General features: G+C 70.7%; 15 protein-coding genes. 5 read left to right on the top strand and 10 right to left on the bottom strand.

Features of this window, described 5'->3' with window-relative positions; all coding sequences use genetic code 11:
* Window positions 1-229 precede the first annotated feature (229 nt).
* The 4 genes from OG928_RS42840 to OG928_RS42825 all read right to left on the bottom strand — a co-directional run bounded on the left by OG928_RS42840 (window position 230) and on the right by OG928_RS42825 (window position 3295).
* Complete coding sequence (locus OG928_RS42840; protein ID WP_331767439.1) at window positions 230-748, bottom strand: DUF1990 domain-containing protein; 519 nt, start codon at window positions 746-748, stop codon at window positions 230-232.
* A gap of 155 nt (window positions 749-903) precedes the next feature.
* A complete protein-coding gene (locus OG928_RS42835) occupies window positions 904-1452 on the bottom strand; it encodes a hypothetical protein (protein WP_331767438.1) in 549 nt (182 codons plus the stop codon).
* A 193-nt stretch (window positions 1453-1645) separates the two neighbouring features.
* Entirely contained in the window at window positions 1646-2095 is a 450-nt protein-coding gene (locus OG928_RS42830) for an SRPBCC family protein (RefSeq protein ID WP_331767437.1), read from the bottom strand.
* 333 nt (window positions 2096-2428) lie between these two features.
* The gene (locus OG928_RS42825; RefSeq protein WP_331767436.1) at window positions 2429-3295 is read right to left on the bottom strand and encodes a haloalkane dehalogenase; all 867 of its coding nucleotides are present in this window, start codon (window positions 3293-3295) and stop codon (window positions 2429-2431) included.
* Window positions 3296-3589: 294 nt separating this feature from the next.
* Here OG928_RS42825 and OG928_RS42820 point away from each other — a divergent pair, with 294 nt between their 5' ends.
* Entirely contained in the window at window positions 3590-3919 is a 330-nt protein-coding gene (locus OG928_RS42820) for a MarR family winged helix-turn-helix transcriptional regulator (protein ID WP_331767435.1), read from the top strand.
* A gap of 20 nt (window positions 3920-3939) precedes the next feature.
* Here the strand turns inward: OG928_RS42820 and OG928_RS42815 are convergent, their stop codons facing one another.
* Complete coding sequence (locus tag OG928_RS42815) at window positions 3940-4497, bottom strand: TetR/AcrR family transcriptional regulator (RefSeq protein WP_331767434.1); 558 nt, start codon at window positions 4495-4497, stop codon at window positions 3940-3942.
* Window positions 4498-4600: 103 nt separating this feature from the next.
* On the opposite strand from OG928_RS42815, the gene OG928_RS42810 reads away from it, so the two are divergent.
* Window positions 4601-5206: a DUF2867 domain-containing protein gene (locus tag OG928_RS42810; protein ID WP_331767433.1), complete on the top strand. Its 606-nt coding sequence runs from the start codon at window positions 4601-4603 to the stop codon at window positions 5204-5206.
* Between the two features lie 330 nt (window positions 5207-5536).
* Here the strand turns inward: OG928_RS42810 and OG928_RS42805 are convergent, their stop codons facing one another.
* Window positions 5537-6667, bottom strand: coding sequence for a hypothetical protein (locus tag OG928_RS42805; protein ID WP_331767432.1), 1131 nt, complete (start codon window positions 6665-6667; stop codon window positions 5537-5539).
* A gap of 641 nt (window positions 6668-7308) precedes the next feature.
* Here OG928_RS42805 and OG928_RS42800 point away from each other — a divergent pair.
* The 3 genes from OG928_RS42800 (at window position 7309) to OG928_RS42790 (ending at window position 9724) form a co-directional block, all read left to right on the top strand.
* Complete coding sequence (locus tag OG928_RS42800) at window positions 7309-7851, top strand: flavodoxin domain-containing protein (RefSeq protein WP_331767431.1); 543 nt, start codon at window positions 7309-7311, stop codon at window positions 7849-7851.
* A gap of 300 nt (window positions 7852-8151) precedes the next feature.
* Entirely contained in the window at window positions 8152-8607 is a 456-nt protein-coding gene (locus tag OG928_RS42795; RefSeq protein ID WP_331767430.1) for a cyclic nucleotide-binding domain-containing protein, read from the top strand.
* Between the two features lie 52 nt (window positions 8608-8659).
* Window positions 8660-9724 carry a DNA alkylation repair protein gene (locus OG928_RS42790; RefSeq protein WP_331767429.1) on the top strand — a complete coding sequence of 355 codons (1065 nt, stop codon included), beginning with the start codon at window positions 8660-8662 and terminating at the stop codon, window positions 9722-9724.
* A 368-nt stretch (window positions 9725-10092) separates the two neighbouring features.
* On the opposite strand, the gene OG928_RS42785 is transcribed toward OG928_RS42790, so the two are convergent.
* The 4 genes from OG928_RS42785 to OG928_RS42770 all read right to left on the bottom strand — a co-directional run bounded on the left by OG928_RS42785 (window position 10093) and on the right by OG928_RS42770 (window position 16115).
* The gene (locus OG928_RS42785) at window positions 10093-10716 is read right to left on the bottom strand and encodes a hypothetical protein (protein ID WP_331767428.1); all 624 of its coding nucleotides are present in this window, start codon (window positions 10714-10716) and stop codon (window positions 10093-10095) included.
* 219 nt (window positions 10717-10935) lie between these two features.
* A complete protein-coding gene (locus OG928_RS42780) occupies window positions 10936-11994 on the bottom strand; it encodes an NAD(P)-dependent oxidoreductase (protein ID WP_331767427.1) in 1059 nt (352 codons plus the stop codon).
* Window positions 11995-12186: 192 nt separating this feature from the next.
* The gene (locus OG928_RS42775) at window positions 12187-15006 is read right to left on the bottom strand and encodes a hypothetical protein (protein ID WP_331767426.1); all 2820 of its coding nucleotides are present in this window, start codon (window positions 15004-15006) and stop codon (window positions 12187-12189) included.
* Window positions 15003-16115 carry an AAA family ATPase gene (locus tag OG928_RS42770; protein ID WP_331767425.1) on the bottom strand — a complete coding sequence of 371 codons (1113 nt, stop codon included), beginning with the start codon at window positions 16113-16115 and terminating at the stop codon, window positions 15003-15005. Before OG928_RS42770 ends, OG928_RS42775 begins: the two co-directional genes overlap by 4 nt.
* Window positions 16116-16123: the final 8 nt, after the last annotated feature.

Genomic DNA, 16123 nt, shown 5'->3' with positions numbered 1-16123 from the left:
ACCGGCCCCGGCGCCTCCGGTACTCCCGGAAGATCAGGAGGCGGATGCGGCGAGGAGTGCCAAGACGCGATCACAATGGCGCTGAACGCGCACATGAGGATGTTCTCCCGGTTCCACCCCGTTGCGGATCTCGAAGGGCTCATGGACGGCGCGCACGGATGTCATGGGGTGGATCCTCGCCCGTGCGGGTGAGGCGACACAATCGCGTCCGGTGTCCCGCGCGTGCGTTCTACGCGCGCGCCGCCGACTCGTGTGCCGCCCGCACGTACCGGTCGGTGATCCGCCTCTGCACCAGTCGCGCCACCGGTCCGCCCAGGCGGCTCCACCAGACCCCCGGGCGGCTGAACGCGCGTACCACGAACCACACTTCGCCCTGAGCGTCGCGTTCGACGAGAAACGCTTCCTCGCCGTGTTCCGGATGGCCGCGCAGCGTTCCGTAGGCGAAGCCGATCCGGTCCGGTTCGTCGATCACTCGGACGACGCGACACGGCGCCGCGATCGGCACGAAGCCCAGCCGCACGACGGACGTGATGTCCACGTCCAGCGCGGCGCGTTCGGCGCTCACCTTGATCGTCAGGCCCGCGCCGCGCTGGATCGCCCAGCTCAGGATCCCGTCGGCGAGCGCGCGGAACACCACGTCACCGTCGCCCACGCGAACGCGCCGTTCGACATGGTGGTAGCCGTGCGGCAGGGCCGCCCCGGCGTCGACGGTGGCCCCGATCTCGGTGTACGTCAGTGGTGCGCTCATGGTCTGTAATTGTCCGGCACGGCAGGCGGCGGGCGACAGGCGGTACCGGCGCCGCCCCTCGGAGGCGATCGACCACGACGTCGAATCAAGGAACGCGGCACGACGCCCGGCCCGGCGCGGCCGAGTGCCGATGTGCGCCGAGGTCCGGTCCCGTTTCAGCCGGCGACCTCGGGAAACATCCCCCGCAACTCGCCTGTCGACGCCGCGAGATCGCCCAGGTCGGGATCTGCTTCGGCGTCCTCCCAGAACAGGTATATCTGCCCGGATCGCGTCCACGCCAAGAGGTCGACGATCTGCGTGAACGTCGACGGCGCGAAGGTCGGGAGGATGTCCTCGTCGTCGAACCCGGTGGGCAGCGGGTGCCCTGCGACCAGCTGCAACCAGGCGGCTGCGGCATAGGCCGACTGGGAGATCACGTGCCGCTCCGGGTCCTGGTCCTCGGAGTAGTTCAGCCCCATCCCGGCCAGGTGCTCGTGGATCGCCTCGACGTCGACCTGCTCCCCGGCGGCCGCGCAGCGCAGTCCGCGCACCGCCTCGGGTGTCGACAACTCCTGCTCGTCGGCGAACTCCTCGTCCTCCTCCTCGACGCTTTCGAGCAGCGGGGCGATCAGGCCGTACAGGCGGGCGAGCCGCTCGCGCGGCGGCAGGGTCCGGGCGAACTCGTCGATGGATCGCAGGAGTTCGGGGTAGGTCGTCTCCGTCATGCGGGCCTGGATAGCACGCGGCACCGACACCATCACGATCACCGGCTCCCGGGCACGTACGGCCCGACACCGTCCTCGGCGCGCAGCGTCACCCCGAGCGCCGAGTTCTCGCTCACGATGCGGTCGATGGGGCCGGACCCGATGTCCAAGCGCCGAAGCCGGTCGCCGGTAGGTCGGCAAGGAAGTCGGCAGCTCATGGACGGACTTCGGCCAGCCCGTCCAGCGCGGCCCCCCAGAGCCGGGGGAAGGCGATGGGACCCAGGAGGCGCCGACCCAGCAGGATGGCGCGCCCCCTCGCACCGCGGGGATCCCTGTGGTCGAAGACGACGTCGAGCCTGCTGCCGCCCCCGGGGCGTGGAGTGATGGCGATGTCGCCGGTCCCGCCGTCGCAATGGTCGCTGTCGAGCACGGTCCAGTGCACGGCGCCGGGCTCTCGCCACTCGTAGCGCAACAGGACCCAGACCCTCGTACCGGCACTGCCTTCCCTGGCGACCGCCCAGGTGTCCCCGAGCTCGCGAAGTTCGTACTTCCCCGGGTCGAGGGTCATTCGCCAGGTGTCCAGGCGGCGCCCGCCGAAGTCGGTGAACGCGCGGAAGGCCTGCTCGGCGGAAGCCTTCGTCTCCACACGGAAGCGGAAGTACATTCATCCATCATTGCGCCCATATCCGACTCGGGGGCGCAGGACCCGCCAACGTCATCGCAGCGATCACGGAACAGGGAACAGGCAACGAACAGGGACGCGAACGCGCTCGGCATCGCCGCCGACCATCCGGCCGCCCTGCCCGACGGTCCCCCACCGCGCCGACCCGCGCGTTCCGCACCGCCATGTCGTGGACCGCACGCGCTGCCGGGCACCTCGGCCGGTCCGGCGAACGGGCCGGTCGGTGGCGGCGATCACCCCCGGACCCGTGCACCGTCCCGTTCGACGTCCGCTTCCGCGCCCGCGCCCACCCCCACCACCGCGAGCCCTCGGCCGTCAGGCCTGCGTCAGGCCGTGGCGACCGGCCCAGTCGTTGATCGCCGCAGTGATGGCCTCGGGGCGGTCTTCCGGCGCGTGGTGTCCGGCCGGGCCGCAGTGTTCGACCTCCAGAGCGGCGATGTTGTCCTTGCACCACGCGGCCATCTCCGGGCCGATCATCAGGGTCGGCGAGGAGTCGAAGGTCATCAGGAGCTTGGGGACGCTCGGGCTCGTCGCCAACCAGGCGTCGTAGTCCTCGATCCGCGCGACCACGTCCGCCGGGCCGCCGCCCAGGGGCATCGCGCGCGGCCACTCCAGCAGCGGCCGGCGGCTCTCCACCGTGGGGTAGGGCGCCCTGTACGCCTCCCGGTCCTCCTCGCTCATGACGGTCAACACCGCGGCATTGAATGCCTGTTCGATGAAGACGTTCTCCTCCAGGACCAACCGCTCGCCCACCCCGGGGGTGCGGAACGCCTCGAACCTGGAGACCGCGGGGGCCGGGAACTCCTCCCAGCTCATGGGACGCACGATCGCCTCCAGGAACGCGATCCCGCGCACCCGCTCGGGGTGCCGCGCCGCGTAGTCGAAGGCGAGTGCGCCGCCCCAGTCCTGGCCGACCAGGACGACCCGGTCGAGTCCGAGCGCGTCGAACCAGGCGTCCAGGTAGCGGGCGTGATCCGCGAACGAGTAGGCGATGTCGGGCTTGCCCGATCGGCCCATCCCGATCAGGTCGACCGCCAGGCGACGGACCGGGCCCTGTACGCCCGGCAACACGTTGCGCCACAGGTGGGAGGAGGTCGGGTTGCCGTGCAGGAACACGAACGGCGTTCCGGTGCCGATCTCCTCGTAGTACATCGTCGAGTCGAGGACGTCGATCGTGGGCATGGCGCGCTCCTTGGTACCGGTCTTAATCGTTAGCGACATAAACGTTAGTGATATGAATGAAAGTACATCGTTAGTGGCACTAACACAAGAGGTAGGGTCGACTACGTAAACCCAACGAACGACGACGCCGCGAACTCGACGGACGAGGCGGAGAACGCGGAGAACACACCCACCCCGACATGCCTTCACGCGCTCCCCAGCCGCCTGCCGACCCAGACCGCCGACCAGGCCGACCGCCTCGTCGGAGCGCTCCTGGCCGGTGCGAACGCGCACAAGTGGCACTACGCCACGCTCGTGGGGTTGGCGGTGTACGGACCGGCCGGCCAGGCGGAACCGAGTCGGCGCACCGACATCCATCGCAGCGACCTGGTCGCCGTGATCAACGCGCCGGCCGAAAGCGGGTTCGTCGACCGTGCGCCGGACCCCGAGGACCGACGCCGGAACGTCATCACCTTGACCGCGGCGGGCCGCGCCCACCTGCGCCGGCTCGACGAGCTCCTCAACGGGGTCCAGCAGGACCTGCCGGAGCCGCTGACCGATCCCGAACGCGAGGAACTGGTACGGCTGTTGACCCGACTACTCGCCCACCATCGACAGCCCGCCCGGGGCGCCGGCGCGCCGTGACGCCAGTGCCGCGCGCGGCACTAGTTCAGGAGCCATTCCCTGGTCAGCCCCATCACGTCCGCGCGACTGCGACCGGCGTGGTCCGCGGCGATGAAGTGGCTGCCGATTCGTAGTGAGAAGACGAGCATGCAGCGGACCTCGACCTCGTCCTCGTCGGCGCAGAACGAGCCGAACAGCGAGCGCAGGTAGTCCATTCGGCGGTTGTCGACGCGCCGCAGTCGCTCCGCGACGTCCTCGTCGCGCCTGGCCCAGTCCCGGATCGCGAGTTCGGCCGCGATGCCCGTCGTCGGCCCGTCGGCGGACGCGGCGATCGCGAACAACCGCCCCAGCCTGGCCCTGGCGTCGCCCCCGCCGCTCTCGACCCGCTCGATCACTCCCGCGGCGACGTCGTGCTCCCAGGTGTCGAGCATCTCGGCGAGCAGCGCGCCCCGGTTGGCGAAGTACCCGTAGAAGCCGCCCTTGCTGACGCCGAGCGCCTGCGCCAACGACTCGATCCGGACGGCCTCCGGGCCGCCGGCGGCGAGGGCTCGCAGCCCCTCCTCGATCCATCTCCCGCGAGGCGTGCGGAGGGCGCCCATGATGTGCCTCCTCTCACGTCTCCACCGGTTATACGACATCGTACAACCGGTGCTAGCCTCGATCTATACGGCATCGTATAGATCGATGGATAGGGGCCCGTTCATGCGACTCCCCAAGACCGCACACACCTCCCAGTCCTGGCGGATCCACGAGATCGCCGGCGACTTCCATCTGGAAGACGTGTGGGCACTGCCGACACCGGGCGGTCCCGACGACCTGGAGCGACTGGTGCGCCAGTTCACGACCGGCGACCCGGAACACGGGGCGCACGTCTCCTCCCCCGTGCCGCGCCTGCTCTTCGCCGTCCGCTGGAAGCTCGGGGAACTGCTCGGCTGGGACAGGCCCGACGACGGCATCGGCACCCGCGTGCCGACGCTGCGGGACCGGCTGCCGGCCGACCTTCGCGAGGGACCCCGGGGACCCGACCTCCGCGCGGTTCCGTTCACGTCCGTCTACCAGACGCACGACGAGTGGGCGGCCGAGATGGCCAACCGAACCGTGCACGGGGTGATGCACATCAGTTGGGTCCCGGACGAGGCCGGTGGATACCGCGGCCAGATGGCCGTCCTGGTGAAGCCGAACGGATTGCTCGGCGCCCTGTACATGGCAGGCATCAAACCTTTCCGATACGTGGGGGTGTACCCCGCCCTGCTCCGGGCCATCGGACGCGAGTGGCGGGCGAACGCCGACGAGAAGACGGCAGGCTGACCACATCCGACGGAGGGCCATCGCGATCATCCGCCGTGGCCCTCCGCCCCAGCACCCGTCCGACCCGCTCGTGCGGGCGGGCGCGGGGCGGTGCGTAGAGGGGCTGGGCCACGGCAGCGCGACCCGGCTACCCGACCGATTCGGCGGGCGCCGGCGGGCCCGTCGGTGAGTGCCCCGTCGGGTCGCGCGGGCCGTTTCGAGCTTGGGCTGTGGCAATGGGTCGGGCCCCACACCCCTGTTCGGCGGTGTGGGGTGTGGGGTGCGGGGTGCAGGGCCGAATCGTGTTCGGAGTCTGGTGTATTGGCGGAGCGCGCTTGTTCGTGGTTTGCGCTACGCCTCCGTGTTCGGCTGATCGTCGAGGAAGGCCCTCAGCTTGAGACTTGGTGCCACGGATTCGGCGAGCCCTGTCAGTCGACCGTCTTCGGCCGCGAGACCCTCGCGCGCCGTGTCGCACCAGTCCTTCCTGTCGAGCAGGGCGAGGTATGAGGACCCGATCCACCGCCAACGCGCCTCGAGGCCGGGATCGTCGGATCCGGCGGGCATCTCCTCGGTCAGGTACCGGGCGATCGACGCCGCGACGAAGTAGCGCGAGGCTGTCGGTCCGAGATCGGCCAGGTGCCGGACGTGCGCCTCCATCACCGTGACCGCGTGCGGGTAGTGGCGGAGGGACGTACCCATGCCTTCGCAGTACGTCATCACGTGGAGAAGCCGCGTCGTGTGGTCGACCAGTTCCGCGTCGTCCCCCGACTCCGTGACGGCCTCGTGGAGTCTGACCACTTGCGCGACCCGACCCACGAAGTAGCCATTGAGGAAGTCGCCGTCGGCCGCTCTCCGCAACAGCCATGGCCGGACGACCGCGTCATCGTCGTGGAGTCGGCACAGGGCCTCCACTACGTAGACCCTCCCCCAGCCGGTCACGCGCTCGGCAAGCCGGATCAGCGCTTCCGCACCACCGGGCAGGCGTTCGAGGGCCCGCGCCGCGAGCGGGCCGAAGGTGCAGGAGAGCAGTCCGATGGTCTGGATCGCCGGGATGTCCTCCACGGTGCCGACTGCGGCGAGCAAGGCCAACCCGACGGTGACGCCGCAGGTCTCGGTCCCGTGCCGCACCAGCCAACGGCCGGCTTCCCGGGCGCGGTCCCCCTCTGCCGCTCCGGCTGCGGCGGCAATGTGCTCGTTGTGATGGATCGGCACGTAGATGCCGTGAAAGCGGTCGTTCAACGCGCTCGGCATCGTGCTCGGGTCGGCGAAGTACGCGTCGAGAATCCGGGCGACGTCGACTCCCGCGAGCCTGTGGTCTCGCGGCCTCCTCGGCTGTGGTTCACTCTGGCGCCGTTCCTCGTCGGGATAGGGCTCGCCATCGCGTGGAAGGGGTTTGTCCGGCGTCTGTCGATGCAGCCGGAGCGCATGGCCGAACAGCGTGGGCCGGGTTCCGGGCAGTTCAGTCCCGGGCGTCTCGCTCACGGGCGGACGGAAGACTCGATTCTCTTGATCACGCCCCGGAGACTGCCATCGCGGCGCCGGCCGCGGCAAGCCCTTTTCGTAGGCGGCCTGTTGCATCCCGCGTCGTGGGGCGGCCTGTCGCATCCCGCGCGACGGCCAGGCGGCACAGCCGCCGAAGGCGGTGGAACCGAGACATCGACTCCACCGCTCCCGACCAGGAAGCCCACGCCCGGCTGGTGTACGCCCTGGACCGGCCGACGGCGCCGACCGGAACGTGCGGACAACCCGCCCGGCCGGATCTCCCCCGCGGAGCCGACATGAGTGGATGTGACTGCCAAACGAGAGTCGGCCCTGCCGCACGTTCGCAGGGGATCGGCGCCCGCGGCCCGGTGGAGCGCTCGCCGGCGGATTCGCGAGTGCGGCGCCCCGCAGTACGCTCGAAGCAACGAGTGTCACCGGATGCCTCCTCGTACCGGTCGTGACCGGTGGGCGCGCGTCCGATCGGGGACGCCCACCACCACGCCCCCTCGGCGGTCGTCCCGGTTCCGGCCGCGCGCGCCGGCGCAGGGCCGTCCAGCCCGTCACGACGGGCCCAACGGCCCTGCCGCACTCTCGCCCGCAGCGGCACGGTGAACGCATACACCCCCTTGGAAGGTGGCGCGATGATCGTCCTCGTCGGATACGCGAGTGCTCACGGTTCCACCCACGAAATCGCGCAACGGATCGCCACCCTGCTCAAACAAGACGGTGTCGACGCGGAGACGGCGGCCATGGACGCGGTCCGGGATCCCCAGCGGTACGACGCGTTCGTCCTGGGCAGCGCGGTCCACAACGGCCACTGGCTGCCGCCCGCGACGGCGTTCCTGCGTGAGCACGGCCGGCACCTCGACGGCCGACCCGTGTGGCTGTACAGCGTGGGTCTCACCCGCGTCGTGGCCGGCCGACACGCCGGGAGCGCCCACGAGAGCGAACAGGTCGCGGCCTTCCGGGAAATCGCCGATGTACGCGAACACCACGTGTTCTCCGGGGTTTTGGCCAAAGACGACCTTCCATGGTTCGGCCGCAGGCTCTTTCGCATGGTCCGGGGCCACTACGGCGACTACCGCGACTGGCCCGAGATCGACGCATGGGCCGACAGGATCGCCCGCGCGCTGAGCGCCGACCACGCACCGGCAGGAGATCCGGATGCCCCACGACAGAGTTGAACACGCCACCACACGAGACGCCCTCGGAGTGGGCGGCGACGAGGCACTCGAGCCGTCGCGATCGCGCGACGAACACGACGCCCGCGGCGATGCCCGTCGCCGCGCCGCACAGCGGTCCGCGGGTCCCCACTCCGACGAGGAGATTCGCGACGCCATCGGGCACGAACTGCGGCGAAACGAGCCGGAGGCGGCGCCTGGAGTCGTCACCCTCCGCGTCGACGGAGGGCTGGTGGCGTTGTCCGGGCCCCCGCCGGTCCCGCCGTCGACACCGACCGCCTCACATTCCGAGGGGAAACGACCATGATCGACAGGACGGGACAACTCGATCGACTGCCGGCGCCGCACCTGAGCCATCTGCTCGACTTCGGCACCGAAGTGGTCTTCGCGCCGGGCGCCCGCATCTTCGAGGAGGGCTCGGCGGCACGCCAATTCTGGCTGCTCCGCTCCGGCAGCGTCGCGCTCGACATGCATGTCCCCGGTCGGCACGCGGTCGCCGTGGAACGACTGGGTCCGGGCGATCTGCTGGGCTGGGCCTGGCTGTTCCCACCCCACCGGTGGCACATGAGCGCCGAAAGCGTCGGGACCGTGCACGCCCTGCAGTTCGAGGCGGGCGCGATCCGAGCCGAGTGCGAACGCGACCCGGAATTCGGCTACCACGTGATCCTGGCCTGCGCCCGGGTGGTCGCCGAACGCCTCCAAACGAGCCGCCTCCGCATCCTGGAGCTCTACGGCCCGCACGCCTCGGACGCACCATGAGCCGCTGCCTGTGCTGACGCTTGCGTCGGACCGGTCTGACACCGTTGCCCCCATGGCCCAACCGCTCAAGGACATGATCAACGCGACCTCCGTCGCCGCCCTCGCCGACGGTGTCGCCGCCGCCCGCAGCGCCTTCCCCCGCGACCGCTTCGTCGCCACCGCGCTGTCCGGCCTCGACGGCCAGGAGCTGAAGGCCCGCGTCGGGCACGTGGCCCAAGCCCTGCACGCGACCCTCGACCTGCCCTTCCCGCAAGCCGCCCCGGTCCTGCGCGCAGCGACCGCGCACACCCGCCTCGACATGTGGAGCGGCTGGCCCGCCACCGACTACGTCGCCGTCCACGGCGTCGACCACCTCGACGAGGCCATGTCCACGCTCGCCGCGATCACCCCCTACGCCACCGCCGAGTTCGCGGTACGCCCCTACCTCGACCGCTACCGGGACACCGCGCTCAAGACCATGCAGGACTGGGCCGACTCCGACGACGAACACCTCCGCCGCCTCGCGTCCGAAGGCACCCGCCCGCGCCTTCCCTGGGGCACACGCGTCCGCTGGCTGATGTCCCCCGGCCCGGCCCTCCCCATCCTCGAGCGGCTGCGCGACGACCCGAGCGAGTACGTCCGACGCTCGGTCGCCAACCACGTCAACGACATCGCCAAGGACCATCCCGACACGGCCCTCACCCTGCTGCGCCGCTGGCACACGGAAGGCGGCGCACACACCACCCGCGTCGTACGCCACGCCGCCCGGGGCCTGCTACGCGCTGGTCACCCCGAAGCGCTCGACCTCGTCGGCGCGGCGCATGGCAGCGGCGCGGTCGAATCCCTCACGGTCGCGGACACCGTCGCGACCGGCGACCGCATCCCCTTCACCGTCACCGTCCGCGCCGACGGCCCCGGGGCGCTCATCCTGAAGTACGCGGTCCGCCGCGACGGTTCCCGCCGTGTGTTCCACCTGGCCGAACGCGTCGCAAAGTCCGCCGGCGACACCTTCACGCTCGCCAGGTCCCACTCCTTCCGCCCGGTCACCACGCGCACCGAACCCCCCGGCCCCCGCGACCTCGAGATCATCGTCAACGGCGAAGTCCGCGCGACGACCCCCTTCACTTTGCTCCCTTGAAATCCCCCAGGCGTACTCCACTTCCGGTGCTGCCGGCCCACCACCGATTCGGCGCGGGAGTCGGCAATGAAGTCCCCGACCCCGAGCGGCGACAATCCGGCCCCGATTCCGCCGGGCCACTATGTCCAGGGTGCCAACACCAAGATCGGCGAGAACAGCGCGGTCCGGGTTCGGCGAGGTCGAACGTGACGTCGGGGAACCGATCGACGAGGCGAATCGGCCCCGCGTCCTGTTCCTCAACTCTGTCAGGGCTTCCGGAGCCGGCCGTCGTGCGGCGGGACGAGAATTCCTCGTGGGGCGATACCGGGGTACTGGTACTCAGGCCCGGGGGCCGTCGAGGCCCGGTCGGGATCGACGTCGAGGCGGGTCTACTTGGCCCAGACCGTCACGGTGGCCATGTCGCCCTGGAAGCCCTCGACCAGGACGACGCGGCCCTTGTCGGTCGTCAGGCACACGTACTCGACTCCGTCGGTGTCGACGCTGGACCTTGCCTGGGTCGACACCAGAGTCGCGCATTCCTGCCGCGTGGGACGCGTCCCCTTGGGCGCGACGGCCGGGCCGGGTCCCCTGCTGTTGACCAGGATGCCGTTCGGCCTGCCGCCGATGTCGGCGTACGCCACGCTCGATTGCTGAGGTGGGACTGTGTCGAGGTCGAGGTCGCCAAGGCGTACGCTGCCCGTCCACTGCACCTCGTCGGGTGCCGTCGAACTCGTCGACGTGCCGGTGGGCGGGGACGAGGCTCCGGACCCTTGGGGGCGTGCCACCGTCGTGACGGTCGCGGTGACCGTGACCGTCTCGCGCGGGCCGGGGCTCCCGACTTGTTGTTGAACCTGACACCCGCTGAAGAAGCCCGCACCGATCATGGCCGCGAGCACTCCGAGTACAGCCGGGAGATTCTCCCAGAGCCGCGCCCGCCGACCGGGCGGCAGCGGCGGTGGCCCCGCCCACGGTCCACCCGGTTGGACTTGTCGGTTCCCGGCGGATTCGGTCATCCCGTGCCTCCCTCTCGTGCCCCCGTAGGCACCCATGGTTCACCGATCACATCTTGCCGTGCCTCGGCCGCGCCTTCAGCCCGCGACGACTGACTCCGCTGCACCGCCGGGGAGTTCCCCGGTGCCCTCGGCCCCCCGACGTGATTGTGGAGGACAGGTGCCGGCGCGAGAAGTCGAGCGGCGCGGGGGTGACCGATGCCTCCTGCCCACCGGCGGCTGTTATGCGGCGGCCACCACGGGAATGCCCTCCGGACGGCCGGCGAGCAGGGCCGCGATGTGGTCCGCGCGGCGGAGGGCCGCCGTGGCCATGGCGCTCCTGGTCATCCCGGCGACGTGCGGGGTGAGCATGGCGTTCGGCAGGCCGAAGAGTGGCGAGGCGAACGCGGCGTGCTCGTGCTCGAAGGTGTCGACGGCGGCCGCCGCGAGCGGGTGCGCCGGGTCGCGCAGCACGTCGGCCAGCGCCTGTTCGTCGACGATCCCGCCTCGGGAGGTGTTCAGCAGGATCGACCCCGGACGCATCAGTGCCGGCTCGGGCCGGCCGATCAGCCCTCGGGTCTGCGGAGTGAGCGGAAGGTGCAGGGAGACCACGTCGCTGGTCGCCAGCAGCGCGGCAAGGGACTTGGCCCGCGGCACCCGGGTCTCGGTCGGCCGCCGCGAGAAACCCTGGACGTCCATGCCCAGGGACTGCGCTCGCGCGGCCAGTGCCAGGCCGATCCTCCCCGTGCCGACGATGCCCAGGGTCAGCTCCGACAGTTCCACCGTGGGTGTGGCCGGCGCGCTCCAATCGCCGTGGTGTGCGGCGGAGTTGAGCGCCGGGAGATCACGGGTCAGGGTGAGCAGTTGGGCCAGGGCGAACTCGGCAACCGCGTTTGCGTTGGACCCCGGGGTATGGGTGACCGCGACACCGTGACGGGCGGCGGACACCACATCGACGTGATCCGTACCCGCCCCGGCCCGGCCGATCACGCGAAGCCGGTTGGCCTGCGCGGCGTCGGTCGCCGCCGCGAGAAACGCGGCCCGCAACGGCACACCCGCACGGGACTTCACCGCGTGATGGCCCACCCCGCCCCGAGTGGTCTCGGCGAGCAACGCCGCCTCGTCGAAGGCGTCGAAATCGGTGAAGTCCACCCGCCCCGTCCACGCGGCCCGCACACCGACCCGATCCGCCACCCGGCGCAGATTCAACGTCACGGCCGGCCCATGACCGAGCAGGCACTCCAACTCCCGATCGAGCAACTCACCGGGAGCCGCGTCCAGCAGCAGGATTCGAGCGTGCACGTGGTTCCCCTGATTCCCTGGATTCACGGATGCGCTGCAAGCCGGAGCCGCCCCGGGAGCCCGACTCGTCCAACCATCGGAGCGATCATGGTCCGCATCATGCCGGCCGTGCGCTCTTGGCGCCGGAATCGCTGGTCGAGAGCCGGGGCGGCGACGGGTCGCGGCGCCGCCCCGGCGGGGGTCTGGGGGTGGTCAGCGGGTGGTCAGGAGGGCTTCCAGGGCTGCTGCGGTGGTTGGATGCTGGGTGATGAGGAGTGTTGCGCCCGTCGGGTTGGCGGTTGCCGGACTCCATGGGTCGGTGCAGTTCAGCAGGGTCGCGACCGCGTCGCATGTGGCGGGGTGGGTGGCAAGGAGTGCGACGCCGCGGCCGGGGGCGGGTGTGGCCTTCGCGGTTGGCTGGGTTCCCCACGGGGGCGTCCACTCGTCCAGCGCGGCGAGGCGGGCGGGGAAGATGCGGCCGGCCTCGCGGATGAGCAGTGGGGCGAGTTCGGCGCCGCCGGATCGCAGGGTGCCGATCAGGGTCGGCAGCCACGGCAGCAGCACCGGGTCCGGCAACCGTGCGAAGGCGTTCGACACCGCCTCCACGACGAAGTCGGTCAGCTGCGGCACCGGCTCCAGCGCGTGCACGAACCCGCTGAGGTAGCGCGGATAGGCGGGCAGCACCAGGGGGTTGCCCAGCAACTCGTCGCACCGCGCCCGCAGGTCCGCGCGGGTTCGGCGGCCGAGCTGTACCTGCGCCGCCCACAGCAGCGCCACCTTCGACGGGTCCTCCGGATGCGACTGCGCGACCGCCAACTCCAGTTGGGTCCGGTCACAGCCCAGCGACAGCGCCAGGCTCTCCATGCCGAACAGGAAGCCCAGCATCGCCGCGACCTGCCGCACGGTCGCGTCCTCGTCGGCGAACGCCGTCGGCAGCAGGGTGCAGTAGTGCGCGTACCCGGTCTTGACGAAGGACTCGATCCAGGCCGGGAGTACCGGCTCGCCGGTGCGGTAGTAGGCGAGCAACCGCCGTACCCGGCGCAGTACTTCGGGCGCCCCGTCGACGCTGCGCTCGGTCGCGAGCACCTCCAGGGCGCGCGTACCCAGCTCGTCGGAGAGGCGGCGGCCGCGCAGATACAGCGTCGCGTCCTCGACGGCCTCCAGGACGGTCGCCGCGGTCGCATGCGGGCCGTACGCCTTCCGCCGAAGCCGCTGCTCCAGGACCTGCTCGATGCTGACGCCCTCGTAGCCGAGTTCGATGAGCGCACGCTGGTGGGTGCCCAGCGCCAGGTCCCACGATTCCTGGATCGACTTCTCGCCGAGCCGTCGCTCGCCCATGATCGGTCGTGCGGCGCCGTGCGGCATCAGGTACCGCAGCATCCACAGCACGTCGGAGCACTGTCCCAGTTCCGGGTGGGAGACGATGTCCAGCAACGCCCGCCGCACGCCCCGCTGTTCCAGGTTCAGCCGCAGCGGCGCGAGCCGGTCGTGCACGTCGCGCGCCAGCGGCGGCAGGGCGTCGTAGCCGACCCGGCCGATCCTGTCTCCGCCCATCATGATCTCGACGAGGCGGCGCACGTCGCGGCGGCCCGGCACGGCGTCCTTCTCGATGCAGGTGACCGCCGCGTCCTGGAAGTCGTACGGCGTGGGCTTGGCCCGGTCGCGCATCCCGGCCAGCAGGATCGACGTCTCGAACACCGCGATGGCGTCGGCGGTGGAGGCGAGGTAGCCGTTGCGGCGCGCGGCGCGCACGATCTCCACGGACCAGCCGAGCAGTTCGGCCTCGTCCAGGTGGTCGAGGACCGGCGGCCGGCGCAGGAAGCCGGACAGCTTGTCGGCGGGCGGGGCCGACGGTCCGGCGGCGGCGACCGGTACCGCGGCCTTCTTGGCGGTCGCGCCCTTCTTGGCGTTCGAGCTCTTCTTGGCGCCCGCCTGTCCGGCCAGGCGGAACGGCGCGACGCCGGTGCGCTTGAGGTTCTTCGTCCACTCCGTCGCGGCGATCGACACCGAGCCGGCGGCAAGGCCGAACTGCGTCTCGATCGCGGCGTGGCTGGACGGGATCAGGCCGTGTTGCCACTTGGTCGCACTGCGCGGGGTGATCTCGAAGGTGTCGGTGCCGTGGACGCCGAACTCGGCGACGCGGGCGGCCGCGTGGAACGCACCGCAGACGTAGAGGCAGTCCGCGGGATCGGTCCCGGTCGCGGCGAGGTGCTCACGCATCCGGGTCCACATGTGGCGCTCGCGGTCCTCGTCCACCCGCACCCGGCGCGAATCCCCGGGCGCCAGGCGGCGGAACAAACTGCCGATCAGGAGCATGACCTGCCGGTAGGTGTCGTGGTCGCAGTCGCCCAGCGGCAACTCGACGTACTGGTGCCACCATTCCGACCAGTGCCGCACCCGGCCGTGGCGCAGCAGGTGCTCCTCCAGTTCGGCGAAGCGCGGGCGCAGGTCGCCGATCTCCAGGCCGACCGCGTCGCCGTGCAGCGCGGTCTCCTCCTCCACCGAAGCCTGCGGGTCGGCCGGGTCGACCGGGTCGGCGGGTTCGGTGCCCCGCGGCTCCCACTGGAACACGTGGTCCGAGGAGCGGTCGACCAGGACCAGCTCGGTGCCAGGGGTGTCCAAGGCGTAGGCGATCGCCTGGTATTCGGCCGATGCCTCGGTGATCGGCGCGACCACCGACAGCGGCGCCCACTCGGCGGGGAAGCCCTCGATCTCGCTCGCGAACGCCTGTACCGCCACCGGGAGCGTGCAGTTGCGCAGTTCGGACAGCAGCGGCGCCATGTCCTCGCACAGCTCCAGGTACACCACCTTCGGCTGCTTCTCGCGCAGCCGCCGGGCCATGGCGATCGCCGAGGCCGGCGAGTGGTGGCAGACCGGGAAGATCTCCAGCGGCTCGCGCACGGCGCGGTCGACGTCGTCCACGATGCCGAGCAGGATTTCCTGGAGCGCGTCGGGTCCGTCGGCGAACGTGCCGGCGGCTTCGTGCAGTTGGGTGCGCAGCGCGTCGAACTCGCCCTTGTGCGTGGTGCTCATGACAGGGCGGCGATCGCGTTGCGGCCGCCCTCCAGGAACTCGGGCCAGGGACCGCCCTCTTCCTTGCCGCGCGGTTCGACGACGCCGTGCAGGTACTTGTTGATGATGGCCAGGTCCTCCGGCTCGCGCCGGGCCAGCGATCCGACGAGCGAGGAGGCGAGGGTGTGGGCGGTCAGTGCGCGCGCGCCGAAGAAGTTGCTGTGCAGGATCGCGTCTTCCAGCACGCCGATCTGCTCGGCGGTGGACAGCGCCGATTCCAGTTTCTCGTCGTCGCTGCCGGCCGCGGCCGCCGCGGCGCGCAGGTCGGCGAAGCTCTGCAGGAGGACGTCCAGCAGCGTCGGCGGGACGTCCAACTCGATTTGGTGGCGGCGCAGGAGTTCCTCGGTGCGGAAGCGGACGATCTCCGCTTCGCTCTTCTTGTTGGTCACCACCGGGATGCGCACGAAGTTGAAGCGGCGCTTGAGGGCCGAGGACAGGTCGTTGACGCCTCGGTCGCGGCTGTTGGCGGTGGCGATGATCGAGAAGCCGGGTTTGGCGAAGACGATGCCGTCGCTGTCCAGTTCCGGCACGGAGATGTACTTCTCCGACAGGATCGAGATCAGCGCGTCCTGGACGTCGCTGGTGGAGCGGGTGAGCTCCTCGAAGCGGCCGATCGCGCCGGATTCCATCGCGGTCATGATCGGTGAGGGGATCATCGACGTGCGCGACTGGCCCTTGGCGATCACCATGGACACGTTCCACGAGTACTTGATGTGGTCCTCGGTGGTGCCGGCCGTGCCCTGGACGACCAGTGTGGAGTTGCGGGAGATCGCGGCGGCCAACAGTTCGGCCAGCCAGCTCTTGCCGGTGCCGGGGTCGCCGATGAGCAGTAGGCCGCGGTCGGAGGCCAGGGTGACGATGGCGCGCTCGACGATGCTGCGGTCGCCGAACCACTTCTGGGAGACTTCCCGGTCGAGGCCGTCGGAGCGCTCGGAGCCCAGGACGAACAGGCGGATCATCTTGGGCGACAGGCGCCAGGTGAAGGGCTTGGAGCCGTCGTCGACCGACTCCAGCCAGTCCAGTTCCTCGGCGTACTTGATCTCGGCGGGGGCGCGCAACAGGTCGGACATGTCTGTGT

Source organism: Embleya sp. NBC_00896 (assembly GCF_045207785.1).
Classification (GTDB): domain Bacteria; phylum Actinomycetota; class Actinomycetes; order Streptomycetales; family Streptomycetaceae; genus Embleya.
The sequence above is the reverse complement of the archived record's forward strand: the minus strand, read 5'-3'. Positions and strand labels throughout refer to the sequence as shown.